Source organism: Mycobacterium sp. IDUB_28 (genome assembly GCF_055419285.1).
Genome location: NZ_JBVAXK010000004.1, coordinates 418,071 through 443,705 on the forward strand (window position 1 = coordinate 418,071; position 25,635 = coordinate 443,705).

General features: G+C 67.4%; 27 protein-coding genes and 2 pseudogenes. 21 read left to right on the forward strand and 8 right to left on the reverse strand.

The genetic code is table 11. The features are described from left to right. Positions 1 to 4: 4 nt before the first annotated feature. Positions 5 to 1,486, forward strand: coding sequence for a flavin-containing monooxygenase (locus tag ACZYZ9_RS11365; RefSeq protein WP_463826351.1), 1,482 nt, complete (start codon positions 5 to 7; stop codon positions 1,484 to 1,486). A gap of 9 nt (positions 1,487 to 1,495) precedes the next feature. Then, positions 1,496 to 2,266, forward strand: a complete 771-nt coding sequence (locus ACZYZ9_RS11370; protein WP_463826352.1) for a MerR family transcriptional regulator — start codon at positions 1,496 to 1,498, stop codon at positions 2,264 to 2,266. 27 nt (positions 2,267 to 2,293) lie between these two features. Here the strand turns inward: ACZYZ9_RS11370 and rnhA are convergent, their stop codons facing one another. After that, positions 2,294 to 2,743, reverse strand: a complete 450-nt coding sequence (gene rnhA / locus ACZYZ9_RS11375) for a ribonuclease HI (RefSeq protein WP_463826353.1) — start codon at positions 2,741 to 2,743, stop codon at positions 2,294 to 2,296. A gap of 91 nt (positions 2,744 to 2,834) precedes the next feature. Between rnhA and yaaA the strand changes: the two are divergent. From yaaA to ACZYZ9_RS11390, 3 genes and pseudogenes are all read left to right on the forward strand, one after another. Continuing rightward, positions 2,835 to 3,585 (forward strand): annotated as a pseudogene (yaaA, locus tag ACZYZ9_RS11380) (peroxide stress protein YaaA). A gap of 92 nt (positions 3,586 to 3,677) precedes the next feature. Then, positions 3,678 to 4,034: a type II toxin-antitoxin system prevent-host-death family antitoxin gene (locus ACZYZ9_RS11385; RefSeq protein ID WP_463826354.1), complete on the forward strand. Its 357-nt coding sequence runs from the start codon at positions 3,678 to 3,680 to the stop codon at positions 4,032 to 4,034. Between the two features lie 12 nt (positions 4,035 to 4,046). Continuing rightward, on the forward strand, positions 4,047 to 4,691 hold the full coding sequence (locus ACZYZ9_RS11390) for a zeta toxin family protein (RefSeq protein ID WP_463826355.1): 645 nt from the start codon (positions 4,047 to 4,049) through the stop codon (positions 4,689 to 4,691). A 2-nt stretch (positions 4,692 to 4,693) separates the two neighbouring features. Here ACZYZ9_RS11390 and ACZYZ9_RS11395 read toward each other — a convergent pair whose 3' ends face one another. Together ACZYZ9_RS11395 and ACZYZ9_RS11400 are read right to left on the reverse strand one after the other, a co-directional pair. After that, the gene (locus ACZYZ9_RS11395) at positions 4,694 to 5,719 is read right to left on the reverse strand and encodes a fused (3R)-hydroxyacyl-ACP dehydratase subunits HadA/HadB (protein WP_463826356.1); all 1,026 of its coding nucleotides are present in this window, start codon (positions 5,717 to 5,719) and stop codon (positions 4,694 to 4,696) included. A 51-nt stretch (positions 5,720 to 5,770) separates the two neighbouring features. Then, positions 5,771 to 6,571: a DNA-formamidopyrimidine glycosylase family protein gene (locus ACZYZ9_RS11400; protein WP_463826357.1), complete on the reverse strand. Its 801-nt coding sequence runs from the start codon at positions 6,569 to 6,571 to the stop codon at positions 5,771 to 5,773. A 179-nt stretch (positions 6,572 to 6,750) separates the two neighbouring features. On the opposite strand from ACZYZ9_RS11400, the gene ACZYZ9_RS11405 reads away from it, so the two are divergent. After that, on the forward strand, positions 6,751 to 7,566 hold the full coding sequence (locus ACZYZ9_RS11405) for an SDR family oxidoreductase (protein ID WP_463826358.1): 816 nt from the start codon (positions 6,751 to 6,753) through the stop codon (positions 7,564 to 7,566). Between the two features lie 25 nt (positions 7,567 to 7,591). Here ACZYZ9_RS11405 and ACZYZ9_RS11410 read toward each other — a convergent pair whose 3' ends face one another. Together ACZYZ9_RS11410 and ACZYZ9_RS11415 are read right to left on the reverse strand one after the other, a co-directional pair. After that, a complete protein-coding gene (locus ACZYZ9_RS11410; RefSeq protein WP_463826359.1) occupies positions 7,592 to 8,512 on the reverse strand; it encodes an SDR family NAD(P)-dependent oxidoreductase in 921 nt (306 codons plus the stop codon). 61 nt (positions 8,513 to 8,573) lie between these two features. Continuing rightward, complete coding sequence (locus ACZYZ9_RS11415) at positions 8,574 to 9,707, reverse strand: glycosyltransferase (protein WP_463826360.1); 1,134 nt, start codon at positions 9,705 to 9,707, stop codon at positions 8,574 to 8,576. A gap of 121 nt (positions 9,708 to 9,828) precedes the next feature. Here ACZYZ9_RS11415 and ACZYZ9_RS11420 point away from each other — a divergent pair, with 121 nt between their 5' ends. The 4 genes from ACZYZ9_RS11420 (at position 9,829) to ACZYZ9_RS11435 (ending at position 12,958) form a co-directional block, all read left to right on the forward strand. Further along, positions 9,829 to 10,167, forward strand: coding sequence for an ArsR/SmtB family transcription factor (locus ACZYZ9_RS11420; protein ID WP_463826361.1), 339 nt, complete (start codon positions 9,829 to 9,831; stop codon positions 10,165 to 10,167). 2 nt (positions 10,168 to 10,169) lie between these two features. Then, positions 10,170 to 10,655: an SRPBCC family protein gene (locus tag ACZYZ9_RS11425; RefSeq protein ID WP_463826362.1), complete on the forward strand. Its 486-nt coding sequence runs from the start codon at positions 10,170 to 10,172 to the stop codon at positions 10,653 to 10,655. A 109-nt stretch (positions 10,656 to 10,764) separates the two neighbouring features. After that, entirely contained in the window at positions 10,765 to 11,766 is a 1,002-nt protein-coding gene (locus ACZYZ9_RS11430) for a glycoside hydrolase family 6 protein (RefSeq protein WP_463826437.1), read from the forward strand. Further along, a complete protein-coding gene (locus ACZYZ9_RS11435) occupies positions 11,738 to 12,958 on the forward strand; it encodes a cytochrome P450 (RefSeq protein ID WP_463826363.1) in 1,221 nt (406 codons plus the stop codon). Before ACZYZ9_RS11430 ends, ACZYZ9_RS11435 begins: the two co-directional genes overlap by 29 nt. 40 nt (positions 12,959 to 12,998) lie before the next feature. On the opposite strand, the gene ACZYZ9_RS11440 is transcribed toward ACZYZ9_RS11435, so the two are convergent. After that, positions 12,999 to 13,613 carry a hypothetical protein gene (locus ACZYZ9_RS11440; RefSeq protein WP_463826438.1) on the reverse strand — a complete coding sequence of 205 codons (615 nt, stop codon included), beginning with the start codon at positions 13,611 to 13,613 and terminating at the stop codon, positions 12,999 to 13,001. 90 nt (positions 13,614 to 13,703) lie between these two features. On the opposite strand from ACZYZ9_RS11440, the gene ACZYZ9_RS11445 reads away from it, so the two are divergent. The 4 genes and pseudogenes from ACZYZ9_RS11445 (at position 13,704) to ACZYZ9_RS11460 (ending at position 16,834) form a co-directional block, all read left to right on the forward strand. Continuing rightward, on the forward strand, positions 13,704 to 14,279 hold the full coding sequence (locus ACZYZ9_RS11445; protein ID WP_463826364.1) for a TetR/AcrR family transcriptional regulator: 576 nt from the start codon (positions 13,704 to 13,706) through the stop codon (positions 14,277 to 14,279). A gap of 27 nt (positions 14,280 to 14,306) precedes the next feature. Next, positions 14,307 to 14,426 (forward strand): annotated as a pseudogene (locus tag ACZYZ9_RS11450) (SDR family NAD(P)-dependent oxidoreductase); the annotation flags it as partial. 50 nt (positions 14,427 to 14,476) lie between these two features. Continuing rightward, positions 14,477 to 15,709: an acyl-CoA dehydrogenase family protein gene (locus ACZYZ9_RS11455; RefSeq protein ID WP_463826365.1), complete on the forward strand. Its 1,233-nt coding sequence runs from the start codon at positions 14,477 to 14,479 to the stop codon at positions 15,707 to 15,709. Further along, the gene (locus ACZYZ9_RS11460; RefSeq protein WP_463826366.1) at positions 15,710 to 16,834 is read left to right on the forward strand and encodes an acyl-CoA dehydrogenase family protein; all 1,125 of its coding nucleotides are present in this window, start codon (positions 15,710 to 15,712) and stop codon (positions 16,832 to 16,834) included. A gap of 18 nt (positions 16,835 to 16,852) precedes the next feature. Here ACZYZ9_RS11460 and ACZYZ9_RS11465 read toward each other — a convergent pair whose 3' ends face one another. After that, entirely contained in the window at positions 16,853 to 17,020 is a 168-nt protein-coding gene (locus ACZYZ9_RS11465) for a hypothetical protein (protein ID WP_463826367.1), read from the reverse strand. A 106-nt stretch (positions 17,021 to 17,126) separates the two neighbouring features. Between ACZYZ9_RS11465 and ACZYZ9_RS11470 the strand changes: the two genes are divergently transcribed. The 7 genes from ACZYZ9_RS11470 (at position 17,127) to ACZYZ9_RS11500 (ending at position 23,601) form a co-directional block, all read left to right on the forward strand. Then, positions 17,127 to 18,596: an amidase gene (locus tag ACZYZ9_RS11470; RefSeq protein ID WP_463826368.1), complete on the forward strand. Its 1,470-nt coding sequence runs from the start codon at positions 17,127 to 17,129 to the stop codon at positions 18,594 to 18,596. 110 nt (positions 18,597 to 18,706) lie between these two features. Continuing rightward, complete coding sequence (locus ACZYZ9_RS11475) at positions 18,707 to 19,117, forward strand: ATP-binding protein (RefSeq protein WP_463826439.1); 411 nt, start codon at positions 18,707 to 18,709, stop codon at positions 19,115 to 19,117. Between the two features lie 195 nt (positions 19,118 to 19,312). Further along, on the forward strand, positions 19,313 to 20,320 hold the full coding sequence (locus ACZYZ9_RS11480; protein ID WP_463826369.1) for a GGDEF domain-containing protein: 1,008 nt from the start codon (positions 19,313 to 19,315) through the stop codon (positions 20,318 to 20,320). Between the two features lie 35 nt (positions 20,321 to 20,355). Beyond that, positions 20,356 to 20,805: a YiiD C-terminal domain-containing protein gene (locus ACZYZ9_RS11485; protein WP_463826370.1), complete on the forward strand. Its 450-nt coding sequence runs from the start codon at positions 20,356 to 20,358 to the stop codon at positions 20,803 to 20,805. Positions 20,806 to 20,808: 3 nt separating this feature from the next. Then, positions 20,809 to 21,792 (forward strand): 2-hydroxyacid dehydrogenase, encoded by a 984-nt coding sequence (locus ACZYZ9_RS11490; RefSeq protein WP_463826371.1) that lies wholly within the window; start codon positions 20,809 to 20,811, stop codon positions 21,790 to 21,792. A 79-nt stretch (positions 21,793 to 21,871) separates the two neighbouring features. Further along, entirely contained in the window at positions 21,872 to 22,849 is a 978-nt protein-coding gene (locus ACZYZ9_RS11495) for a methylenetetrahydrofolate reductase (RefSeq protein ID WP_463826372.1), read from the forward strand. After that, positions 22,846 to 23,601, forward strand: coding sequence for a class I SAM-dependent methyltransferase (locus ACZYZ9_RS11500; RefSeq protein ID WP_463826373.1), 756 nt, complete (start codon positions 22,846 to 22,848; stop codon positions 23,599 to 23,601). The genes ACZYZ9_RS11495 and ACZYZ9_RS11500 overlap by 4 nt, the downstream gene beginning before the upstream one ends. Here ACZYZ9_RS11500 and malQ read toward each other — a convergent pair. Beyond that, a complete protein-coding gene (gene malQ / locus ACZYZ9_RS11505) occupies positions 23,592 to 25,586 on the reverse strand; it encodes a 4-alpha-glucanotransferase (RefSeq protein WP_463826374.1) in 1,995 nt (664 codons plus the stop codon). The two genes, ACZYZ9_RS11500 and malQ, sit on opposite strands and share 10 nt — an antisense overlap. Positions 25,587 to 25,635 lie beyond the last annotated feature (49 nt).

Here is a 25,635-nt window from a genome sequence, read left to right on the forward strand (position 1 = left end):
CGACATGATTTCCGTAGCAATCATCGGTGCCGGGTTCGCCGGCATCGGCGCCGCAATCCGCCTCAAAGACCGCGGCATCACCGACTTTGCGATCTTCGAGCGGGATACCCGGGTGGGAGGCACCTGGCGAGACAACACGTATCCCGGTGCGGCGTGCGACATCCCGTCTCGCTTGTATTCCTACAGTTTCGCGCCGAACCCGGACTGGTCGCGCACCTATTCGGGCAGTGCCGAGATCCTGCAGTACATCGACGGCATGGTCGAATCCCGCGGCATCGCACCGCACATCCGCTTCGCGCACAACGTCACCGGCGTCGTCTACGACGAGGCGCAGGGACAGTGGACGCTCAGTTTTGCCGACCGTGAACCGGTCCGCGCCCGCACCGTCATCGTTGCGTCGGGCCCGCTGTCGAACGCGAGCTTGCCCAACCTGCCAGGCATCGACACGTATGCGGGACGCAAAATCCACAGCGCCCGTTGGGATCACGACTACGACTTCACCGGTAAAAAGGTCGCGGTGATCGGTACCGGCGCCAGCGCCGTGCAGATCATCCCGGAACTGGTCAAGGTCGCCGAATCGGTCAAGGTGTTCCAACGCACGCCGGGGTGGGTGCTGCCGAAGTTCAACGGCGAGGTCAGCGGGTGGATCAAACGTGTCCATAAGGAACTGCCGCTGGCCGGCAAGCTGGTCCGGTCCGCCTGGTACTGGGGACACGAGTCGGTCGCACTCGGCGTGGTGTGGGATACCCCGTTCACCCGGGTGGTGGAGGCCGTGAGCCGGGCCAATCTGCGGGTGCAGGTACGGGATCCGTGGATGCGGCGCCAGCTGCAGCCGGACTTCTCGGCCGGTTGCAAACGGCTGCTGATGACCAGTGACTACTATCCGGCGCTGCAAGCCGAGAACTGCAAACTGGTGACCTGGCCGATTGCCCGGTTGTCGCCCAAGGGAATTCGGACGGTCGAGGGCATCGAGCATCACTTCGACGCCATCGTGTTCGCTACCGGCTTCGACGTGTCCACGACCGGATCGCCGATCCCGGTCACCGGGATCGATGGCAGGGAACTGGCCTCGGAGTGGAGCAAAGGTGCATACGCCTATCGCAGCGTTGCCGTATCCGGTTATCCCAACCTGTTTTTCACCTTCGGGCCGAACTCCGGACCGGGCCACAGCTCGGCGCTGGTGTACATGGAGGCCCAGATCGACTACATCGTCGCGGCGATTTCCAAGCTGCTGGAATTCGGGTGGAAGTCGCTCGACGTCCGGCCCGAGGTGCAGGACCGGTACAACGAGGACATCCAGCGGCGCCTGCAAGCCACCACCTGGAACTCCGGCTGCCAGAGCTGGTACCTGACCGAGGACGGCTTCAACGCCACCATGTATCCCGGCTTTGCCACCCAGTACGTGAAACAACTGAAGGCACTGGATCTGCAGGATTACAAGATCACCGCAGCACTGAACACCGCCGATCCGGTTCTCACCGGATAGGCTCCCCCGGTGACCGAGTACCGCATCGACGACCTTGCGCGCGAAGCGGGTACCACCACCCGCAACGTGCGGGTCTACCAGGAGAACGGCCTGCTGGCTCGTCCCCAGCGGCGCGGCCGGGTGTCGATCTACACCGACCGGCACCTCAGCCAGTTGCAGGCGGTCACCCGACTGCTCAAAGAAGGCTTCACCGTCAAGCACATCCTGAAATTCGTGACCGGTCTGCAGAGCGGTCAGGAGTTGGTCGAGGTGCTGGACCTCGCGGACCTGGGCGAGTTGGTGACCTCGCCGTGGTCACACCCGGAGTCGCGGGTCATGTCGTTGGAGCAGTTGCAGGACAAGCTCGGTCCCCTGGACGCAAAGACGCTTCGCCGGCTGTGCAGCAGCGGGGTAATCGAACCTTCCGGTGACGGCTACCTGGTGCCGGACCGCCGGATCATCAACGACTTTGCGACCCTGATGTCTCGCGGTATGCCGCTGGCCGCCATCTTGACGACATCCGGGGCGGTGGACAAGAAGCTCGACGACGCGGCGCGTGCGCTGGCACGGCACGGACACACCGAAATCGTCCGGCAACGGGGCAGCGGCTGGTATCCCAGCAACGATGCCGAATTGGCCTGGGCCGCAGACATTATCGATGTCATGCGGCGGGTGGCACGACGTTCCGCCCAGGCCAGCCTGGACCGGGCACTCGATGAAGCAGTGCGCGCCGAAATGCGCGAATACCGCCAGGCGGCAGTACAAACCAGCGCCCCGGACGTGTCGACGGCTGCCCGGTAATCGGGGAGCCTCGGCCCGGGGAATGCGTCACGCCGACGCCGCGACCGCTTCCCGCAACCCCCGGGTCGCCAACACGTCAGCCAATTCGTTGTCCGCGACGCCGGAGTGGCCCTTCACCCAGAACCATTCGACTTGATGTCTGGCACAAGCGATCTGGAGCCGGCGCCACAGGTCGACATTCTTCACCGGCTGCTTTGCCGCGGTCTGCCAGCCGTTGCGCTCCCAGCCGAGCACCCACTTGGTGATGCCGTTGCGGACGTAGGTGCTGTCGGTGTAGAGGTGCACCAGCACGGGTCGGGTCAGGGCTTCGAGCGCCATGATCGGCGCGGTCAACTCCATCCGGTTATTGCTTGTCGGACCGGGCTCACCGCCACACATCTCGCGGACGTGCTGTCGTTGCCGCAGCACCGCGCCCCAACCGCCGGGGCCGGGATTGGGGCGGCAACCTCCGTCGGTGTGGATGACAACGGGATCCATCGGATCAGTTTCGCACCTCGACCGATGGGTCCCGCTGACGCACCTGGGACGTGTCGCGCGAGCCGCGGTCGACGGCCTAGAGTCGGCTCCCGTGATCGTGCTGCTGCCGCCGTCGGAAACCAAACGGGACGGTGGCACCCCAACCCCACTGCACCTCGAACAACTCAGCAATCCTGGTCTCAACCAGCTGCGTTCTGCGCTGATCGGCGAACTCGTCGACCTCGCATCCGACCCAGCGGCATGCAGAGCGGCACTGGCGATCTCATCTGGACAGGACGCCGCGATCGCGCACAACGCCGCCCTGCGTACGGCGCCGACGCTGCCGGCCATCCGCCGCTACACCGGCGTCCTGTATGACGCCTTGGATATCGACTCGCTCAACGGCGCCCAAGCAGCGCGCGCGCATGCCCGGCTGGCCATCGGCTCGGCGTTGTTCGGGCTGCTTCGCGCCGACGATCAGGTGCCCACCTATCGGCTTTCGGCGACGTCGAAACTGCCCGCGAAACCCACGCTGGCCGCCCGGTGGCGGCCCCTGCTGGAGCCGCTGCTTGCCGAACTGGCCGGCGAACACCTGATCGTGGATCTGCGTTCCGGATCCTATGCAGCGCTGGGCAGGACACCGACTGCGGTCCGCGTGGAGGTACTGAACGAGCACCCTGACGGTCGCCGCACCGTCGTCTCCCATTTCAACAAGGCCCACAAGGGCCGGTTGGCGCGCGCTGGCCGCCAGCCGCGCCGAGCCCGACAACGCGGCCGCGGTAGCTGCCGTCGCCCGTCGGGCGGGTATGTGCGTGGAGCGCAACGGAAATGACCTGACCGTCGTCATCACCCCGGACCGATGACCACGGTGGCCGACGAATGAGCTTTTTTAGCCAAAATAGACAATTCGGCTAGAATCAGGGTCAAGAGTCACAAACTCGGCAGAGGAGGCGCAATGTCCACCGTCACGTTCCGCAACCGCGAGGGCCGGCTGGTCGATGTGCCGACGGTGGCTGCCAGCCGGCTCAAGAATGAGTTCGGCTCGGTCTTCGAACAGGCCGCAGTGGACGGCGCGGTCGTGATCACCAAACACAACACTCCCAGAGCGGTGCTGGTGGCGTTCGCAGAGTTCGAAGCATTGGTCAACTCGGTCACCCCGGACCTGAACGCGCTCGGTGGCCAGTTCGACGAGCTGCTGGCGGCGATGCAGACGCCGCAGGCCAAAGCGGGTGTGGCAGCGGCGTTCAACGCCACCCCCGAAGAACTCGGCACCGCGGCGGTGGCGGCGGCCAAGCCCGCGAAACGGCGGTAGCCCGGCCGGCCCGTGGCTCGCAAAGCACCTGTCGCGCCGCGACTGTATGTTCTGGCGGGCGTCAACGGCGCCGGCAAAAGCAGCATCGGCGGTGCCGCGATCCGCGCCGCCGGGGGTGAGTACTACAACCCCGATGAGGCGGCCCGTGCGCTACGGCGGTCCAATCCGACCTGGGACCAAACCGAGGCGAACGCCGCGGCGTGGCAGCAGGGCCGAAAACTGTTGGAACGGGCGATAACTGAACGACTCGATTTCACCTTCGAGACCACCCTCGGCGGCAACACCATGCCGGCTCTGATTTCCCGGGCCGCCGCTGAGGGAATCGAGGTTCGGGTCTTCTACGTGGGGCTGGAAAGCGCCGAAGCCCACATCGAACGGGTGCGGCACCGGGTCCGATCCGGCGGTCACGATATCCCGGAAGCTGCGATCCGCCGCCGCTACCGGCACAGCCTGCTCAATCTGGTGCACGTGCTGCCGGTACTGACCGAGCTGCGGGTGTACGACAACTCGGCGGATGCCGATCCCGCAACCGGCCACACCCCACTTCTGCGACTGGTGCTGCACGTGGACCGAGGTCGCATCGTGGGACCACCCGATCTGGCTGCGACCCCTCGCTGGGCGAAACCCGTTGTCGCCGCGGCCCTTCGAAATGGGTGAGGTCAGCGGAACCGCACGTTGAGCGTCGCCAACCCGAAGATCTTCTTGCCTGCAGATTTGGCGCCGACCAGGACAACACCGGACCGGGTCGCCGGGTCCAGCGATTTGATCCGACCGCTGAATTCGATGTCGGCGCCCTCGATCGCAGAGACGATAGCGGGCGCCGACAACCGGACCGCGAATCGGGTCACCGCACCGGGGTCGCCCGTCCACGCGGAGGCGTAGCCGGCACCCAGACCCATGGTGAGCATGCCGTGGGCGATGACGTCGGGCAGCCCGGCGAGCCTGGCCAGGTTCTCGTCCCAGTGGATCGGGTTCGCGTCGCCGGCGACGCCGGAATAATTCACTACGTCACCGCGGGACAGGTGCGCGTTGTGCAGCGGTAGCTCATCACCCACCTGCACGTCGTCGAAGGACGGTGTGCCGGGCATCCGGTTGCCCCCGTCGGCGATGCGGAACTCGCCGTCGGGACGCACGGTCTTGCGGTAGTCGGTGTCGGATTCCTCGTTCACCAGCACTTTCACGTCGTGCATCATGGCGTTCTGCACAGCGGCTTTGATGGCCGGATCGACCTCTTCGGTGGTCACCCCCACCACCGTGGTGTGCAGGGTGTGCACCCGCTCGCCGGACTGGTCGGTGAAGGTGTTGGTGACCGTGATCAGCTCCCTGCCGGCGACTTTGCGCACCGCCGTCAGCTCGACGTCGACGTGCAGTTCGTCGCCGGCCACAATTGGCCGATGCTGCTCGAAGACTTCTTCGGTCTGCACGTACGTGTCGTAGCCGACGACCACGGTTTCGAACATGCGGCGATTGCACGCCATACCCGGGACCGAGGTGAACGTCAGCGGTGCCACCAGGTCTGAATAGCCCAGCGCGCCCGCGGCAGCCACGTCCCAGTGCGCGGGGTGGTAGTCCTGCACCGCGCGTGCGTATTCGCGCACTTTCTCGCGGCCGACCAGGTAGGTGTTGTCCATCTGGTAGTAGTGGCCGACTCGTGCCTCGATCGCCGACGCCTCTGCTGTCGTCATGAAATGCCCAACTTTTCTGTCGGCTTGTTCACGGAAGCCGACCAAAGCACACTAACGTGCCGGGCCTGGTTGGCAGTTCGGACACCACCAGGTCCGACGCCGTTCCGGGTCGTTGGGCACCTCGGCGACCACCTGCACCTCGGTGCCGCAGCGCAGGCACGGCCGGCCCGCGCGTCCGGCCACCCAGTGCTGCCCACCCTTACCCCGGCGGCCGGTCGTCACCTGCATCGCACCGGGGAAGGTCGCCGAATGGCGCAATGCGCGCGAACCCACCTCCAGCAACGCGGGGACGTCGACCGCCCCGATCGGCGTCCACGGGTTGTGCCCGCGCAGGAAGCACAGTTCGTTGGCCCACAGGTTGCCGAACCCGGCAACACACCGCTGGTCGAGTAGCGCGGCGACCAGGGGCCGACCGGGATCAGCGGTGAGTCGCCGAGTCGCCTCGGCGGGATCCCAGTCCGCACGTAGCGGGTCGGGGCCGAGGTGACCGACCACGCACGTCTCGTCCCTGGTGCGCAGCAGTTCGACCACCGGCAGCCGGATGCCGTAGGCCGCGGGGCCGTCCGTGCGCAGCACCACCCGGACATCGGGCATCACCGCCGACGGCAGCCGGCGACCGGTCAGGGAGATGGTCCACGAGCCGGACATCTTCAGGTGGGTGTGCAGGGTGAGGCCGCCGGACAGCCGGGTCAGTAGGTGCTTGCCGTGTGTGACGTGCGCCTGCACCGTTCGCCCGACCAGGTCCGCCGTGGCATGGGACGGCACGCGTAGTTCGCCGTGGGTCAGGACGCGATCGACCAGGGCTGCGTCGAGGCGGCGGGCCAGGGCGTACACGGTGTCGCCTTCAGGCATGCGGCCTACACACGGCCCTTCCGGACCAGGTTCCCGACAGCCACTTCGGGGACTTACCCGTGTTCGAGGCCGGCGAATCTGGCCGGAGCTCTATCCCTGGACGCGATTGGACGGTATTGGTCATGGAACGGGTATATGTGCCGGAGAATCGTCGACGCCCCCACAGGAGGAGCAAAGCTATGGAATCGGTCAAGGGAACCAACGTCCTGGTCACGGGGGCCGCCATGGGCCTGGGCAAGCTGTTTGCCACCCAGGCCGTGCAGGAAGGTGCTTCCGCGGTGGTGCTGTGGGATGCCAACGAAGCCGCGCTCAAGGACACTGCAGCCGAGTTGGAAGCAGCCGGCGGCACGGTTCACTACGAAACCGTCGACGTCACCTCGCAGGAGAAGGTGGCCGAGGCCGCCGAGCGGACCCGCAGCGAGGTCGGCCGGATCGACGTGCTGTTCAACAACGCCGGCATCGTGCGCGGCAACGGCTACTTCTGGGAGAACGAGCCGAAAGACTTCACGCTGACCATGGAAGTCAACTCCATCGGCCCGATGTTGGTGACCCGCGAATTCCTGCCCGCGATGATCGAGTCCACGGGGCAATGCCGCATCGTCAACATCGCCTCGTCGGCCGGGCTCAACGCCATCCCCCGGATGGCCGCCTATTCCGCCTCCAAGTGGGCGGCGATCGGCTTCTCCGACTCCGTGCGCCTGGAGCTGGAACAGGCCGGCTTCGACCAGGTCAAGGTCACCACGGTCTGCCCGACCTACATCAACACCGGCATGTTCGACGGTGCCAAGGGCATCCTGTTCACCCCGATGCTCGAGCAGGAGGACGTGGTAGCGCGCACGTGGACGGCGATGCTCGCCGGTGACCCGTTCGTCGTCATGCCGTGGACGTCGAAGATGAACAAGGTACTCACCGCGGTGTTGCCGATCCGGCTGCGCGACTTCTACTTGCGCCGGGTCGGTGTATACAACTCGATGGACGAGTTCTCCGGGCACTGACGCGGCTCAGCGACACCGGGCGAAGTCAATTGTCGTTGTCCTCGGCCTGCATCCGCTCCCGGATGCCGCCGCCCACCGTGGTGCCTTCGGCCATCGGTTCGTAGATGGATCCGGTGGTGGGCGGAAGGGGGGCCGCTTTCTCGGCTTCTGACTGAGCCGTCTTGGCGGACAGCCGCTCGGTGAGACCCGGGAAGAGGTTGTGGGAGATGTTGGCGGCGTGCGCTTTTGCGCCGACGGGTTGCTGTTCCTTGGGGTCGGTGCAGGCTTTGACGATGGCGTCCACCACGATCTGAGGGTCGTCCATCGCCGCCATCCGCGGCGCGTGACCGGTGTAGTTCGCCGCATGGGTCCACCACGGTGTGTCGACCGCCCACGGCATGATGGTGCCGACCTTGATGTCGGTGTCGCCGGCCAGTCGCAGTTCTTCGGTCAGCGAACGTCCCAGGCTCAGCACCGCCGCCTTGGTCGCGGCGTAGGTGTTTTGCAGGGCCAGGGGAACTTCGCTGTCGACCGAGCCGATATTGATCAGCGTGCCCTTGCCCTGTGCGCGAAAGTGCCGCAACGCGGCGTGGGCGCCGTAGATCAGTCCCTTGAGGTTCACGTCCACGAGGCGGGCGTGATCCTCGATGGGAATGTCCCAGAACAGTCCGAGCGCTCCCACTCCGACGTTGTTGATCCAGACGTCGATGTTGCCGAACCGTTCCATCGTCACCGCGGCGAGGTTTGCGATCTGGTTGGCGTCGCTCACGTCAGTAGGCACCACCAGCGCGGTGCCACCCGTCCGGTCGATTTCAGCGGCCAGTTCGTCGAGGACGTGCTGACGGCGCGCCGCCAGCACGACATTCGCGCCCTGACGGGCGAGTTCCAGCGCCACACCGCGGCCGAAACCACTGGAGGCACCGGTGATCACCACCGTGGTGCCTGTGACAGAAGTGGAATCGCTCATCTCAGATCCTTCGGCTCGGAGCACTGGATAACGCATGCGCGTATACCCGCAATGCAACGGACTACTCGGCGTGTGCGAGTCCGCTGACTGTGTGACGCGGCACCGAGGTGCGCGCCGGTCGCCTTCGCCGGAGGATCAAACTGCGGTACAGCGCAATGTATTTGGCGACCATCGCGTCGAGACCGTGACGCTCGACGGCGATCCTGCGTACTGTCGCGCGGGACAGGGCAACGGCCGCGGGAATGGCCGCCGCCATGGCCGTCACATCGCCGCCGGCCACCAGGCGACCGCAGGATTCGTCCAGCAGCTCGGGGATGCCGCCGCGCGCGAAAGCCACCACCGGAGTCCCGCACGCCATGGCTTCGGCAACCACCAAGCCGTACGGTTCGTCCCATAGCGGCGTCGCCAGTGCCGCGGCGGCACCTCCCACCAGTGCCGCCAGGTGTCGCTGGTCGAGGTGGCCCGCGTAGCTGACGCCGTCGCCGAGGTGCGGCGCGATCCGCCGCCGGAAGAAGTCACGATCCACCACGGGCCCGGCGAGCACAAGCCGGTACCCCGCCCGTCGCGCCGCCTCGATCGCGAGCTGCGGACCCTTCTCCGGGACCAGCCGGCCCGACCACACCAGATACGTCCCACCGGTACCCGCCGGCCAACGCTCGACGTCGATCCCGTTCGGCACCAACGCTATTCGGCTGGCGCCGGCATCTGCCCACGCGGCAGCTGCCCGGCGGCTGACCGTTGCGTAGGCCATACCGCGGACCGCACCGACCGCGGCCTCCAGCAGGGGCAACGGCGGGGTGTGGAGGGTGGTCAGCATCGGGGTGGCCAGCCGAGGCGCCATCATGATCGGGACGTAATGCAGGGTGTGATTGTGCACCACGTCGAACCGGGCGCCGCCGTCCCGGATCAGCTCGGCCATCAGGGTGACAAACGCGCGGTGATGAGATTCCTTCACCGCTCCGGGCCGCGGAAACGGTTGTGCGGCAGCGGGACTGCACGTCAGGTCGATGAGCGACAGGCCGGGGTGTGACACTTCGGGGGCCGAACCCGCCGCCGCGAACAGGGTCACCTGGTGCCCGTGCCGGGCCAGGGCACCGGCCAGGTGCCCGATGTGCGCCTCCAGCCCACCGGCAAACGGCTCGCGGATCGGGAAGTGATTGTGCGCGAGCAGTGCGATACGCAGGGCTGCGCACACCAGAACTCCTGACGGATCGACGGACAGGACACCGGTGTGTCTGTACCCGCGCTGAACGACTTCCTGCAGCGGCTCGGCGACCTCTTGACAACATACAACCAATTGGTTGTATGTTAGTGCGGTGACCGTGGATCTCGAGGACCGGGCTGACGCTCTGTTCCATGCGCTCGCCGACCGGACCCGGCGCGACATCATGCGTCGGGTGTTGACGGGCGAGCATTCGGTTTCCGCGCTCGCAGTGAAATACGAGATGAGTTTCGCGGCGGTGCAAAAGCACGTCGCGGTGCTGGAACGAGCCGGCCTGCTCACCAAGCGACGTACCGGTCGCGAGCAATTGGCCAGTGGCGACGTGGCAGCGGTGCGATCGGTGGCATCGATGCTCGCGGAGCTGGAATCCCTGTGGCGTCACCGGGTGGCGAGCATCGACGAACTCATCTCATCGGACCCGAAGGAGGACTGAACATGCCCGTGATCGACGTCCAGCAGGACCTCGACAATCTGACGCTGACCATCACCGCCGACTTTGCCGCGCCGGTGCAGCGGATCTGGCAGGTCTACGCCGACCCGCGTCAGCTGGAGAAGGTGTGGGGGCCACCGGAGTACCCGGCGACCTTCGTCGACCACGATCTGTCGCCCGGCGGTCGCATGACGTACTACATGACCGGCCCGCACGGGGAGAAGTACGCCGGGTACTGGCAGATCACCGCCGTCGAGGAGCCGACGAGCTTCTCCTTCGACGACGGCTTCGCGGACGAGGACTTCACGCCGAACGCCGAAATGCCGGTTTCCAAGAACGTCTACACCTTCGCCGAGCACGACGGCCACACCCGCGCCACGTTCGTCAGCACCTACGAATCCGCTGCGGCGCTGCAGCAGGTGCTGGACATGGGCGTGGTCGAGGGCAGCACGGAGGCGATCAATCAGATCGACGACCTCGTCGCTTCCTGAATCCGGCGTAGCTTCACCACTGCGCTGCGGCGCTGGGCCGGTCTCATCGCTGCGTCCGCGCCCGCATCGGCTGGCGATTATCACGATTCGGCACTATTTTGCTTTCGTGATGATCTCAGCTGCGCGCGCAGCCGCACGATGGATGGTCCCTTTCCTGGCAGCCGTGGCCGTTGTCGCCGCAGGCCTGACCGCGCCGGTCACGTCCACCCCGGCGATACGTCTGACCGATTCGGGCAACCCGCTGGCCGGACAACCCTTCTATGTCGACCCGTCGTCGGCCGCGATGAACGCCGCGCGCGGCGCCAATCCGCCCAGCGCGCAGCTCACCGCGATCGCCAACACGCCGCAGTCGTACTGGCTCGACCAGGCTTTTCCTGCCGGTTCGGTCGGTGGCCGGGTCGCCAGCTACGTCGGCGCGGCGCAGGCGGCCGGCAGCATGCCGATCATCACCCTCTATGCCATCCCGCATCGCGACTGCGGCAGCTACGCGTCCGGCGGCTTCGGATCTGGCGCGGACTACAGCGCGTGGATCGATTCGATCTCCGCTGGGCTCGGCGCCTCGCCGGTGGCGATCATCGTCGAACCCGACGCGCTTGCCATGGCCGATTGCTTGTCCGGCGACCAGCGTCAGGAGCGTTACAGCCTGGTGCGGTACGCCGTCGACACCTTGACCCGCGATCCGAACGCCGCGGTGTACGTCGACGGTGGACACTCGCGCTGGGTGAGCGCGGAGGAAATGGCCAACCGGCTCAATGCCGCCGGCGTCGGCCACGCGCGCGGGTTCAGTCTGAACGTGTCGAACTTCTTCACCACCGATGAGGAGACCGGCTACGGCGAGGCGATTTCCGGGATGACGGGCGGAGCGCACTACGTGATCGACACCGGCCGCAATGGTGCGGGACCTGCACCGGATTCTGCGCTCAGCTGGTGCAACCCCAGCGGGCGGGCGTTGGGCACCCCGCCCACGACGGCCACCGCCGGTGGGCACGCCGACGCCTATCTATGGATCAAACGGCCCGGGGAGTCCGACGGATCGTGCAACGGCGGGCCGTCGGCCGGACGGTTCGTCAGCTCGTACGCAATTGAGCTGGGCCAAAACGCCGGTCAATAAGGACGCCGCCCCCGACGTCGACCTCACCGACGGGCGGTTCTACGCGAGTGGTGAAGCTCGCGCCGTTTACCGCTGGATGCGTACCCATCGCCCGGTCTTTCGGGACCGCAAGGGCCTTGCGGCCGCCGCGAGTTACCGCGCGGTGCTCGAGGCCGAACGCGATCCGGGCCTGTTCTCCAATGCCGGTGGTATCCGACCGGCGACGCCGCCGCTGCTGCACATGATCGACATGGACGACCCGGCGCACCTGCTGCGCCGCAAACTTGTCAACACCGGCTTCACCCGCAAACGCGTTGCCGCCCATACAGATTCGATTCAGTCGCTGTGCGACGCCCTGATCGACGCGGTCTGCGAAACCGGCGGATGCGACTTCGTGACCGATATCGCCGCGCCACTGCCGATGGCGGTGATCGGCGACATGCTGGGCGTGCTGCCGCACGAGCGCGACATGTTCCTGGCGTGGTCTGACGACATGGTCGTCGCGCTGAGTTCGACGGCCACACCGGAGTTGCTCGCGCGCTCCGTGGCGTCGCTGACTGCGTACCACGCGCACATGCACGAGTTGATCGGGCGGCGGCGCCGCGATCCGGGTGACGACCTGGTCAGCGTTCTGGTGGAGGCTGAGATCGACGGGCGCCGCCTGTCCGACGACGAGATCGCCGCTGAGACCCTGCTCATTCTCATCGGCGGCGACGAGACCACCCGGCACACCCTGTCTGGTGGAGTCGCGGCGCTCGTGGCGCGGCCACGGCAGTGGGACGCGCTGCGCGCCGATCCGGGTCTGCTCGGAACAGCGATCGAAGAGATGCTGCGCTGGACCTCGCCGGTGAAGAACATGTGCCGCCTGGTCACCGCTGACAACGTGTTTCACGGAACGCAGTTGTATGCCGGGGAAAAGATCCTGCTGATGTTCGAGTCGGCCAACTTCGACGAGACGGTGTTCACCGACCCTGACGACTTCGACATTCGCCGAAATCCGAACAACCACCTGGCATTCGGCTTCGGTACCCACTTCTGCCTGGGCAACCAGCTGGCGCGGCTGGAATTGACCACCATGGTGGGCACGGTGTTGCGCCGGCTCCCGGACCTGACCCTGGCCGACGGCGCCGAACTTCCGCTGCGGCCGGCCAATTTCGTCAGCGGGCTGGAATCGATGCCGGTCACTTTCGCGCCGACGCCGCGCCGGCGGTGACGGTCGTCGCCGCAGGACAGCACGTCGTCCACGGCTGCGGCTATCCCGCCGGCACCGAGTCCAGTTGCGGCAGCAGGTATTCCAGCTGCCCGACCTCTTCGATGTTGTGTCTGATCCAGGCCTGGACCATATGGTCGGGAAAACGCCGGTGCAGCATGCGGTTGACCGGCGCGAACAACGCGTTGCGCGCTCCGAGGTCGAGGACCGTGACGTAGTGTGCACCGTCAGAACCGGCCGACCAGGTGTGCTCCAGTTGGATGACGATGACGCCGGCGATGCGCGTGACCAGGCGGATACCTGTCTCGTCCAGCTTCTCCACCCGATCGGTCACGTCTACTTTGTATTCCGGCCGCGCGCCGAAGGCTTCGACGATCCGGAAGCGAGCGCCCTCGCCGGCGCCGCCACCCGGTGCGGGCTTCGCCAATTCCCAGCGGATGTGGTCAATCGGGTGCCAGGCGAGGTAGCGGTCGATGACTTCGCCTGCGTAGCGCATCGTCCCGTCCAGGTGGGTGAACCAATCGAGCAGCATCGCCGGGGTGATGCCGGTCAGCACTCGATGGTCGATGGTGACGCGGCGGCGATGGTGTGCGGCGGTGGTGCAGCGCACCGTCGCTGTGGCGACCGGGCGCAACGGGTAGCGGACGGGGCGACTCAGCATCACGGCCTCCAAGATACGGTATCGTTTCTAAAATTACGGTACGAGGCCATGCTGAGAAACGCAACCGTTTCTTTCTGAGGGAGTGTGATGCGTCGACGGCACGGTGCAGAACTCGACGCGGCAATCAGGGACGCAGTCCTGCGTCTCATCGGTTTGCACGGAGCCGCCGGCGTCACCATGGAGGCCGTCGCCGCTGCCGCAGGAACGAGTAAACCGGTGCTCTACCGGCGCTGGCCCGACAGCCGTGCGCTGGTGCGCGACACCTTGATGCGCGTCGCCGTCACCGCGATTCCGCACCGGGACACCGGCAGCTACCGGCAGGACATGCTGGCGGTCCTGCGCGGCTGGGCGCAGCTGTTCACCGGGCCGCAGGCGGACGTCATCCGGGCCGGGATCGCTGCCGCAGCTCACGATCCCGTACTCGCCGAAACATTCCGCACCGACGTGATCGGTTGGCGCAAGCAGGAAATGGCCGAGCTGCTGGCCCGAGGGATCGCTCGCGGCGACGTGCGCGCTGATGTGCCGATCGAGATCGCCCGCGAACTCGGGCAGAGCGTGCTGTGGCACCGGCTGCTGGTTACCGGCGATCCCATCGACGAGCAGTTGATCGTCCAACTGGTCGACGAGGTGCTGGTTCCGTTCGTCACGCCACGACAGGTCTGACGAAACGGTTTGCCGCAGCCGCGAACGACGAAAGATCCTCGGGGACCCCGCGACGTCGCCTCCGTGATCGCCTTCCTGGCCAGCGACGACGCCGCGGTCATCCACGGTGCGGTCTACCGGGTCGACAACGGTAAGGGCGCCGGCTGAAGCTAGACTCGCGCCGACGATTCGCCGACACGACGCCGAGGCCGGTACTGATGGATTTGCAGTGGTCACAGGACGAGCTGGACTTCCAGGACGAGGTCCGGCAGTTCCTCCACGAGAAGCTCACTCCCGAATTGCGACGCGCCGGGCAACTCATGACCAGCGTCTATGCCGATCACGAGGCCAGCATGGCCTGGCAGGCGATCCTGCACGAACGCGGCTGGGCGGCGCCGGCCTGGCCGGTGCAGTACGGCGGCTGTGATTGGAGCCTGACCCAGCACTACATCTTCACCCGGGAATCGATGCTGGCCGGTGCGCCCTCGCTGTCGCCGATGGGCATCCGGATGGTGGCGCACGCGATCATCCGGTACGGCACCGACGCGCAGAAAGACTATTTCCTCCCGCGGATCCTGACCGGCGAGGTGTTCTTCTGCCAGGGGTACTCCGAGCCGGAGGCCGGGTCGGACCTGGCGGCGCTGTCGATGGCGGCCGTGCCCGACGGTGACGACCTGGTGTGCACCGGCAGCAAGATCTGGACCACCCATGCCAGCGAGGCGAATTGGATGTTCGCCCTGGTGCGCACCTCGCGTGCGCAGAAGAAGCAGCAGGGCATCACGTTTGTGCTGATCGAGATGACCGCACCGGGCATCGAGATCCGGCCGCTGGTGATGACCTCGGGTGAAGAAGTGCAGAACCAGGTGTTCTTCGACGAGGTGCGGGTGCCCAAGGCCAACGTCCTCGGCGAGATCGACCAGGGCTGGACGGTGGCCAAGTATCTGCTGGAATTCGAGCGGGGTGGCGGCGCGGTGGCGCCGGGCCTGCAAGTGATGGCCGAGGAGATCGGCGCGGCGGCCAAGAGCCAACCCGGTCCGGGTGGCGGAACGCTGGCCGGCGATCCGGGTTTCACCCGGAAGTTGGCCGACGCCCGAATCCGCGCTGAGGTCCTGGAGATTCTCGAATATCGGGTACTCGCCGCGGTGGCGCAGGGGCGCAATCCGGGCGCGGCATCGTCGATGCTGAAGATCCTGGGTACCGAACTCAGCCAGACCCTGACCGAACTCGCGTTGGAGGCGGCCGGGCCGTGGGGACGGGCCTATCAGCCACACGTGACCGCACCCGGGGGGCGGGTCGCGGAATTCACGGCGCCCGCCGACGGATACGCCTCGGGCGAGCCGTGGCAGGCGGTGGCGCCGTTGCGTTACTTCAATGACCGGGCCGGCTCAATTTACGCCGGCAGCAACGAAATCCAGCGAAATATTCTGGCCAAAGCGGCATTGGGGTTATAGATGGACTTCAATTTGACCGAAGAACAAGAGCTGCTGCGCGACGGCCTGGCGAAGTTCCTTTCCGTCCGTTACGACCTCGACAAGAGTCGCGCCGCGGCCAAGACCGGCGTCGGCTGGCAGCCGGACATCTGGCGAGGCTTCGCCACAGAGTTGGGCATCCTGGGCGCGACGCTGCCCGAAGACGTCGGCGGGATCGGCGGCGGCCCAGTGGAACTCATGATCATCGCCGAGCAACTCGGTCAGGCGCTGGTCGTCGAACCTTACGTCGACACCGTCGTCGTGGCCGGCGGGCTGTTGCACCGCGCCGGCGGACCGCTGGCCCGTGCGCTGCTGGAAAAGATCTCCGACGGCAAGGCCGTGGTGGCGTTGGCGGCCGCCGAACCGGCGTCCGGCGATCGATGGCAGGACGTGTCGACCACGGCCGAACCCGACGGCGACGGCTGGGTGTTGACCGGCCGCAAACTGATGGTCGTGGGAGCGCCGCTGGCCACGCACCTGCTGGTCACCGCCGGCACGCCAAACGCCAACGGGCTCTCGCTGTTTGTCACCGAGGTCGACGCGTCCGGTATCGAAGTGCATCCCTATCGCACCATCGACGACCGCCGCGCCGCCGACATCGCGTTCGACAAGGTGCGGCTGGGGCCGGAGGCGCTGCTCGGCGAACCGGGCCAGGCGTGGTCATCGCTGAGCCGGGCGCGCGATGAAGGAGCGGCGGCAATCTGCGCCGAGGCGGTCGGCTGTATGCGAAAAGTTTTGGCGGACACCGTGGAATATTCCAAGCAACGTCAGCAGTTCGGTCAGCCGATCGGCAGTTTCCAGGTGCTGCAACACCGCATGGTCGACATGCACATGGAACTCGAGCAATCCGTCGCCGCGGTATACCTGGCGATCCTCAAACTCGACGAAGACGAGGCGATCCGCGCCCGTGCGGTATCGGCGGCCAAGGCGACCATCGGCCGCGCTGCGCGGTTCATCGGCCAGCAGGCCGTGCAGCTGCACGGCGGCATGGGGATGACCGAAGAGCTGGCGATCGGCCACTACTTCAAGCGGCTCACCGCAATTCAGTACGAATTCGGCACCACCGACCAACACATCGCCCGGTATGCGGAGCTGACGCAGGCGTAGTTCCGCCGGCGAGTCCGGTCAGCGCCTGCTCTCGTCAGCGAGCTGATCCGCGGACTGCTGCGCACCCGGGGCGTCGGGGTCGTCGCCCGCATGCTCCAGTTGCTCTTCCACTTCACGTTGTTCTTCGGTGGACTCCCTGGCGTCCTTCGGCACCGGTGCTGAGTGGTCGTCGGGGTGCTGATCCACGCGAAACCTCCTAGGTGCCGGCACATGCTTGCCGGCAGGATCGCCCGAAACCGACTCGGCGAAACCCGCAGGAAGTAGCGACGGGCGCCACATTTACGGTCGAACCATGAACTTCGACGAGTACCGCAGCTATGACGCCACCGGCCTGGCGAAGCTCGTCGCCGACAAACAGGTGACCGCTTCCGAGCTGTTGACCCTGGCCAGGGAGCGCGCCGCCGCGGTCAACCCGCGGATCAACGCGATCGTGCGGGATGTGCCGGCGCAACCCGTCGACGATGCCGGGGGCGCGTTCGCCGGCGTCCCGTTCCTGATCAAGGACATCGCGCAGGACTACGCCGGGTTGCCGACGTCCCAGGGATCCCGCGCCTGGATGTCGACGCCGGCGGCCGAACACGCAACCGTCGTCCAGCGCTGGATCGACGCGGGGTTGGTCATCTTCGGCAAGACCAACCTGCCGGAGTTCGGCGCGAAGGCGATCACCGAATCGCAGGCGTGGGGGCCGGCGCGAAACCCGTGGAACCTGCATCACACGCCGGGCGGTTCCTCGGGCGGGTCGGCCGCCGCGGTCGCAGCGGGCATCGTGCCCTGCGCAGGCGCCAACGACGGCGGCGGGTCGACGCGAATCCCGGCCGCCTGCTGTGGCTTGGTGGGCCTGAAACCGGGCCGCGGGTTGACGCCGATGGGCCCGGCGACGGGTGAGGCCCAGCACGGCGCCGCCGTGCAAGGCGTCGTGTCCCGGACGGTGCGCGACACCGCGGCCATGCTGGACGTCATCTGCGGGGGCGAATCGTCGGGTCCGTATCTGCCCGCGGTACCCGATTCGCCGTACTTGTCCGCCGTGGGACAGGACCCCGGCGCACTACGGATCGGGGTGCGGGTGCCGTCGGCGATCAATCCCGAACCGCACCGGGAAGCCTTCGCGGCGGTGGAGGCCACCGTGCGTAGCCTCACCGACCTCGGACACCATGTCGACGAACTGTCCGCAGCGCCGTACGACGACGCCGCCCTGGCCCGCGACTTCCTGCTGGCCTGGTTCGTCCACCTGGCCTGCGACGTCGACCAGGCCAAGCGCCACACCGGTGCCGGCGATGCCTCGTTCGAGCGCGACACCCTGATCATGGCCGCGCTCGGCCGGGCCACCAAAAGCGTCGATTACGTCGACGCGATCGAACGCCGCCACCAGCACACCCGCCGGCTGAGCACCTACTTCGAGTCGTACGACCTGTTGCTGACGCCCACGCTGGCGACCCCACCCCCGACGATCGGGGAGTTCGACCTGCCCGTCGCGTTGCAGCACGCCGCCGACGGCCTGATCAAGACCCGTGTCGCACGTCTGCTTCGATACACCAACATCGTCGACGACATGGTGGACAAGAATCTCGGTTGGGTCCCCTACACCCAGCTGGCGAATCTCACTGGCCGACCGGCTATTTCGCTGCCGCTGCACTGGACTTCCGGCGGCCTGCCGCTGGGGGTGCAGTTCGTGGCGCCGCTGGGCGGGGAGTCGCTGCTGATCAGGCTGGCCGCCCAGCTGGAGCAGGCGAACCCGTGGTGTGATCGCATCGCCCCGCTGTAAGGACACCTTTTTGTGGCCGACGCGATACTCGCCGCGGGGTTTCAGGCTCGCGACCGAGCGGGTATGTCCCCCTTATGAACTCATTGGTAGCGGCGGATCCCCGCCAGGTCATTGAAATGAGTTCTGCCGGTGCCGCCGATGCGACCACCGCAGGCAGGCTGCGCCGCGATTTGCAGAGATGGTTGCAGGACTTGGTTGACGAACCGGCAGAAGTCGACGACATCGTGCTGAGTGTGAACGAAGCCCTGGCCAACTGCGTCGAGCACGCCTACCGCGCCCATGATGCGGTGGGTCCGATGAAACTGCAGGTCAGTTACGACCGAGCCGCACGGTCCCTGCGCATTTGCGTCAGCGACCACGGCACGTGGCGCAAGCCCACGCTGCGGCCACGCAACGACGCTCGGGCGTCGCGCGGCATCATCTTGATGCACGCCCTGACCGAGCAGTGCACCATCAAGATTCGTCCCGAAGGCACCACGGTGTGCCTGGATTACCTCGCCCGTCCGCACCACGACGCGTAGTCCCTACCGCCGCAGCGTCCGATTCGTACTCACCCGATCGCCGCGGGAATCGCGGTAATCTTTTCGGCGGCGTCAGTTGGGGGCCGCGGATCAACTTCGATTTCGGTGGAAGCGATTAAGGGTTCAACGGGGACTGCGACGTCCAGCAGATGGCGTCGCGGCGATCAGTTCGACTGGTTATCCGGCTACTTGGCGGTGCGCGGACTCAGTGGTGCGACCCGCGCCCTGATGGCGTTCATCGCGTCGTCGATGGTGCTGTGCCTGTTCGCCCTGTTATGGGGCCCGGACGGTCCGCGCGGAGCCGGGCCGGTCGCCATGACCTGGATCGCGGTGATCGGTGGGGTGGCCGGGGCACTGTTGTGGATCTGGCGTTGGCCGACCCGGATCCTGTCGATCGCGTTTGCGGTGACCTGCAATACCGCGGTCGCGCTGGCATGCCTCGCCCACCCCAATCCGCTGCCGGCGCTGATCGGCTGCATTGCCTTCGCCACGTTCGGTGCCTACATCGCGTTCTTCCACACCACGGCGTTCGTGTTGTACAACTTCGTGGTCGCGGCGGGGGTGGGGGTATACGAAGCGGCGCGGCTGGCCGGGTCGGGGCATCCTTCTCTGGCCGGGGTCGATTTGTGGCTGGTGCTGGAGGTCAATATCGCCTTGCCGCTGGCCATCGGCATCCTGGTGCGCGCTCTGGCGGGTGACTTGCTGCGCGCCGACCGTGACCCGCTGACCGGCTTGCTCAACCGCCGTGCGTTCCAGCACAACGCCCTGGGCATGATGCTGGCCCGTCGGGGCATCGATGAACATCTGGTGGTGCTGCTGATCGACCTCGACAACTTCAAGAGCCTCAACGACCGGCGCGGTCACGCCGCCGGCGACAATGCGCTGGTCCAGGTTGCCCAGGTGTTGCTGGCCGCTGCCGAAGACCAGGCGGTGGTGGCGCGCAGCGGCGGCGAGGAATTCCTGGTCGCCGGAACTGCGGCCCAGTGCAACGCCGAGACGCTGGCCGCCCAGCTGTGCAAGGCCATCGGTGGATCGACGGCCGGGGTCACCGCCAGCATCGGCACGGCGTGTGCCCTGTTGGACCACACCGCTCCGGGCGACCACCAAGCGCTGCTCGAGCGGCTGATCTCTGCCTCGGACGCCGCGATGTATCAGGCCAAGCGCCTCGGCGGCAACCGGTGTCATCATCATCAGCTGTGTTGATCGGCCCAGCCGCAGGATGTGCGACGATCGACGGCATGGCTGACACCGTCGTCGAAATGATGAACGCCGGAATGGAATCGACCATCCCGATCGCCGCCCGGATGGGGGTGCGCGTGCTGGAGGCCCGGCGCGGCTTTGCCGCGGCCGCGGTGCCGGCCGAGGGCAACGGAAACCATTTCGGTGTCGTCTACGCCGGTGTCCAGTTCACTGTCGCCGAAATCCTGGGCGGCATCATCGCGTTGGCGACGTTCGATGCCGGCAGGTTCTACCCGCTGGTGAAAAACGTCGACATCGCTTTCGTCGGTCGGGCTACCAGCGAGCTCCGCGCCGAGGCAACCATGGACGATGAGACCATCGCGCGGGTGGAAGCCGAGGCTGCCGCGCAGGGCAAGGCCGACTACACGCTGGAAGCGGTCGTCACCGACGCCGCCGGCACGGTGGTTGCCACCACCCGCGGGTTGTATCAGTTGCGCGCACACCGCTGATCGGTGACAGTGCGCAAGTTGGGCGAGGTCCTGCAGATCGGCGGACTCGAACCGACCTTCCAGGACGAGTTGGATTGCCGTTACCAGCTGTCCAGGCTGCCGGCGGGACCGCACCGCGCCGCATACCTGGCCGAGCACGGCCCCGAGTTCCGCGTCGTGGTGACCTCCGGGCCCCCGGGCGTGGACGCAGACACCATGGCGGCGTTGCCCCGCCTGCAGGCCATCGTGAACAACGGCGCAGGGGTGGACTCCATCGATCTGGACGCGGCGCAGCGGCTGGGTGTCGGCGTCAGCAACACCCCTGATGTGCTGTCCGATACGGTCGCCGATACGGCGGTGGGACTGATTTTGATGTCACTGCGCCGGTTCGGCGCCGCCGACCGGTTCGTGCGGGCGGGCCAGTGGGCCGACGGACGTCAGTTCCCCTATGCCAGGGATGTCACCGGGCTGCAGGTCGGCATCCTGGGGCTGGGCCGCATCGGTGCGGCCATCGCGGCCCGGTTGCGCGGATTCGACTGCGTGATCGCCTATCACAACCGGCACCGGATCGAGGGGTCGCCGTATCGATATGCCGAGTCGCCGGTGGAACTGGCCCGGTCGGTCGATGTCCTGGTCGTTGCCACGACAGGTGGCCGCAATACGCGAAACCTCGTGGACCGCAACGTCCTCGAGGCGCTCGGTCCCGAGGGGTACCTGGTCAACATCGCCCGGGGCAGCGTGGTCGACCAGGATGCGTTGGTGGAGCTGATCACCGTCGGCGGTGTGGCCGGAGCCGGGTTGGATGTTTTCACCGACGAGCCCACCGTGCCCGCCGCGCTGCTCGACCTGGACAACGTGGTGTTGTTTCCCCACATTGGCAGCGCCACGGCGCGCACCCGCACGGCCATGGCGCTGCTGGCGATCCGTAACCTCGAGAGCTTCCTGGACACCGGCGAACTGGTGACGCCGGTACTGACGCCGCAACCAAGGCCGCCCGCCCGCGGCTGACGCGGTGCTTGCCCCGGCGGGTCACGGGGTATCCGCCCCTGCGTTCACCGATCACTGCTTGCCGCCGAAAGGGCCGACGATGTCGACGTTCGCCGGATGTCCGAAACGGATGACGTTCGGGCCCTGCGGGGGCGTGCGGCCGGACGGCCAGTGCGAGATGCGCGCCGGAGCCTGCGCGTTCGACGATGTGGTGCCCTGGGCTGGGCCCTCGCCCAGCACAGTTGCTGCGCGCGTTCCGCTGGTGCTGACCGATTTCAGCGCTACACCGTTCGATCGCGACGACATCGCCGCCACGGCCGCGATCCTGGGACCCGCCTGTGACGCCGTCCTGGTCGGCGAGCACCAGAACAAACCGGATTTCCCCCCCACGTTGATGGGGGCGATGCTGCTCGACGCCGGCGTCGTGCCGCTGATCACCCTGTCCTGCCGGGATCGCAACCGCGTGGTTCTCGAGCAGGAACTCCGGGGGCTGCGCAGCGTCGGTGTCGACACCGTGCTCTGCGTAACCGGTGACGGACGTGGTTACGACGTGCGCCCGGACGTCACCCAGACCTTCGATCTCGACGGGCCGCGCCTGGTCGCCCTGGCCGCCTCGGTCGGGATGGTCGCGGCGGTGCCGGAAACGCCGACGGCCCCGCCGGTGGCCGCCCGGCCCCGACGGCTGGTCGAGAAGCAACGTGCCGGAGCCAGCCTGGCGGTGCTCAACCATGTGCCCGCCCCGGACATGATCGCCGAGTTCATGGCGGCGGCGCGGGCAGCGGGGTTGTCGATCCCGGTCATTGCCGCCGTCGCGGTGTTCACCGACAGTGTGTCGGCGGCCGTCCTGGAGGGGTTGCCCGGCCTCGAACTCGACCCGGTTGTGGCCAGACAGGTGCTGGACGCGCCGGACCCGGTGGCCGCGGGCATTTCCGCGGCGGTCGACGAGGCGCACGCGCTGCTGGCCATCGAGGGTGTCGAGGGCGTGAACGTGTCGGGGCTGGCGTCATCGTCCGGGGCCCGCGTCGGTGCGCAGATCAAGGCCGAAGTTGGACGGCGGATTCGGGAGGGTGTCCGGTGACCGAGGCGATGGAGGCCGAATTCGACACGATCGCGGAGTGGACGGCACAAGTGGCCCTCGACTTGGGACCGGACCACTACGTGCCGGCGGGATGTCGGGGTAGTGGCAGTCCGGCGGCCCTGGACTGGCTGATCGAGCAGATGGGGCTGACCTCGGGTACTCGGTTGCTGGACTCGGGAGCCGGCGTCGGAGGCCCCGCCGCCTATGCGGCACAAGCACGTTCGGTGCAGCCCGTTCTGGTCGAGCCGGAGGCGGGCGCGTGCCGCGCGGCGAAGCTTTTGTTCAGCCACCCAGTGCTGTGTGCCGCCGGCGACAAGTTGCCGGTAGCGGACGCCAGTTTCGACGCCGCCTGGTCGCTGGGCGTGTTGTGCACCATGTCCGATCAGCTGGGGTTGCTCACCGAACTGCGTCGCATCGTCCGGCCACCGGGCCGCGTCGGGTTGCTCGTCTTCCTCGCTCACGACACGCTGCCGCCGGATTACCTTGCCGGCAACCATTTTCCGACTGTCGACGAACTCGACGACCTGGTGCACCGGTCCGCGCTACGCGTGCAGCAACGGCTGGGGACCGCAGAGTTGCCGCCGATCCCGGAGACGTGGAACGAGCAGGTGGACACCGTCACCGACACGCTCGCCGAACGCTACGGCCACACCGAGGCCTGGGAACTGGCCGAACGCCAGAGTTCCAGAATTGGCCGGCTGCTCGGCGACGGGACCCTGACCGGCGAGTTGCTGGTGCTACGTCACGCCTGAGTGCGGCCCGCGCCGAACAGGGCCGTCGTTTCGGCGACCCGTCCGTCGTCACGCAACTGCTCCAAGGTCTGCGGCAGCGGTAGCCGCCAGTTCGGATACTCATCGACAGTGCCCGGCAGGTTGGGCTGGCGGGTCTCGCCCAGGACGTCGTAGGGCGAGATCAACTTCAACCGGCTCGGGGTCGAGGCCAGGAAGCGGTGCATCGCCACGATGATCGCGTTCTCGTCCGGCTCGGTCGCGTCGTCGAGCAGCCCTTCGGAACGCAGCAGCGCCAACCATTCGGCGCGTTCCTTCGCGGCGTTGGCCTGCTCGGCGGGGACGTCGTCGAGCAGACCCAGATCAGCGCGCGCCCGCACATGCTCGGCGCTGAGGAAACCGGCCGCTGTCGGCAGGTCGTGCGTGGAGATGGTGGCGGCCGCCCGCGTCGGCCAGCGCGCCGCCGGCAGCAACGGCTCGTCCGGCGCGGACTGGTCACGGGTGAACCAGGACACCGCACAGCCCAACATCCCGTTGGCGGCCAGCGCTTCGGTGACCTCGGGTTCGACGGTGCCCAGGTCCTCGCCCACCACGGTGGCCCCGGCGCGGTGCGCTTCCAGAGCCAGCACGGCCAGCATCACGTCGGCGTCGTAATGCACGTAGGTGCCGCGGTCGGGGCTGTCGCCGGGCGGGATCCACCACAGTCGCCACAGCCCGGCCACGTGGTCGATCCGCAGCCCGTCAGCATGGGCGAGCACAGCGCGCACCATCTCCCGCATCGGTTGGTAACCGGTAGCGGCCAGCCGGTCGGGTCGCCACGGGGGCAACCCCCAGTCCTGGCCGCGGGGGGTGAAATTGTCCGGTGGCGCGCCGACGCTCACCCCGGTGGCCAGGACATTGGCCAGCGCCCACGCATCGGCGCCTTCGGGGTCGACGCCCACCGCGAGGTCGTGCAGCACACCCAGCGCCATGCCCGCCTCGCGGGCCGACTGCCGCACCGCGGTCAGTTGCTCCGCACATCGCTGCTGCACCCAGGTGTGAAAGGCGACCCGCGGCGCCAGCTCCCGGCGCGCCGCGCTGACCGCCTGGCTTCGAACGTCCCGCAGCGGCGCGGGCCACCGGCTCCACCGGCCGCCGTGCCGTTCGGCCAACGCACAGTAAGTGGCCCAGTCGATCAGGCCCGGCGGTGTGTCCTGGCGCGGAGCCGGCCGTCCTTCGGAACGCCACAACAACTCCAGCGCAGCCCGTTTGGCCGCCCACACCAGATCGTGGTCGATCCGCGGGATGCTCGCCGACACCCGCAGCGCGTCCACCTCCGCACGGGTGTCCGGGTCAGCGCGCCGGTACGCGCCGAGATCCTCGATGCACAGCGCCAGCGGGTTGGCGAACCGGCGGCTCGACGGGGTGTACGGGGAGGGCTGCACCGGGTGTGTCGGGCCCGGCGCGTGCAGCGGGTTGAGCAGCACGGCGCCGGCACCGTGTTCGGTGGCGGTCCACCGGAGGAACTCACGCAGGTCCGCGAGATCTCCGATGCCCCACGAGCGAGCCGAGCGCAGCCCGTAGAGCTGCAGCATCCATCCCCAGGTGGCCGGGGCCGCGGGCACCTCGGGAGGTGCTGCCACCACGGTCACCTGCTGGCCGTCCCGGGTGCGCAGCCGATACCAGCCCGGCTGCAGCTCGGCGGGCAGTTCGTCGCGCACCGCGGTCTGCGCACCGTCTTCGGCTTCCAGCAATACCGCGCCGGGCAGCGGATGCGACCGGCCGGTGAGACGCATCGCGATGGTGGGCGCCGGCGCGCCCCGCTCGTCGAGTGCGGCGAGCCTGGCCAATTCGCGCCGCCGGTCGGCTGCGGTTCCGGCCTCGATGTCCAGCAGCCCCAACACCCGGATGACGACGTCGGCGTCGACGTCGACGGGTTCGCGGCGCTCGTTGCGGTAACTGGTGGCCACGCCGTGCGCGTCCGCCACGCGGCGCAGGTCGTCGGGAACAGGCTCGGGACGTCCACTCATGCGTCGTGGCCGGCGCTCGCCCGCGCGGATGCGTTCACGGCGCTGGTAT

Excerpts from the sequence above, each read along its gene's own strand:
- ACZYZ9_RS11365 (WP_463826351.1), top strand. The coding sequence starts at position 5 with ATGATTTCCGTAGCAATCATCGGTGCCGGGTTCGCCGGCATCGGCGCC.
- rnhA (WP_463826353.1), bottom strand. The coding sequence starts at position 2,743 with ATGGATCCCGTTGTCATCCACACCGACGGAGGTTGCCGCCCCAATCCC.
- ACZYZ9_RS11385 (WP_463826354.1), top strand. The coding sequence starts at position 3,678 with ATGTCCACCGTCACGTTCCGCAACCGCGAGGGCCGGCTGGTCGATGTG.
- ACZYZ9_RS11395 (WP_463826356.1), bottom strand. The coding sequence starts at position 5,719 with ATGACGACAGCAGAGGCGTCGGCGATCGAGGCACGAGTCGGCCACTAC.
- ACZYZ9_RS11400 (WP_463826357.1), bottom strand. The coding sequence starts at position 6,571 with ATGCCTGAAGGCGACACCGTGTACGCCCTGGCCCGCCGCCTCGACGCA.
- ACZYZ9_RS11405 (WP_463826358.1), top strand. The coding sequence starts at position 6,751 with ATGGAATCGGTCAAGGGAACCAACGTCCTGGTCACGGGGGCCGCCATG.
- ACZYZ9_RS11410 (WP_463826359.1), bottom strand. The coding sequence starts at position 8,512 with ATGAGCGATTCCACTTCTGTCACAGGCACCACGGTGGTGATCACCGGT.
- ACZYZ9_RS11425 (WP_463826362.1), top strand. The coding sequence starts at position 10,170 with ATGCCCGTGATCGACGTCCAGCAGGACCTCGACAATCTGACGCTGACC.
- ACZYZ9_RS11430 (WP_463826437.1), top strand. The coding sequence starts at position 10,765 with ATGATCTCAGCTGCGCGCGCAGCCGCACGATGGATGGTCCCTTTCCTG.
- ACZYZ9_RS11445 (WP_463826364.1), top strand. The coding sequence starts at position 13,704 with ATGCGTCGACGGCACGGTGCAGAACTCGACGCGGCAATCAGGGACGCA.
- ACZYZ9_RS11455 (WP_463826365.1), top strand. The coding sequence starts at position 14,477 with ATGGATTTGCAGTGGTCACAGGACGAGCTGGACTTCCAGGACGAGGTC.
- ACZYZ9_RS11460 (WP_463826366.1), top strand. The coding sequence starts at position 15,710 with ATGGACTTCAATTTGACCGAAGAACAAGAGCTGCTGCGCGACGGCCTG.
- ACZYZ9_RS11470 (WP_463826368.1), top strand. The coding sequence starts at position 17,127 with ATGAACTTCGACGAGTACCGCAGCTATGACGCCACCGGCCTGGCGAAG.
- ACZYZ9_RS11485 (WP_463826370.1), top strand. The coding sequence starts at position 20,356 with ATGGCTGACACCGTCGTCGAAATGATGAACGCCGGAATGGAATCGACC.
- ACZYZ9_RS11495 (WP_463826372.1), top strand. The coding sequence starts at position 21,872 with ATGTCGACGTTCGCCGGATGTCCGAAACGGATGACGTTCGGGCCCTGC.
- malQ (WP_463826374.1), bottom strand. The coding sequence starts at position 25,586 with ATGAGTGGACGTCCCGAGCCTGTTCCCGACGACCTGCGCCGCGTGGCG.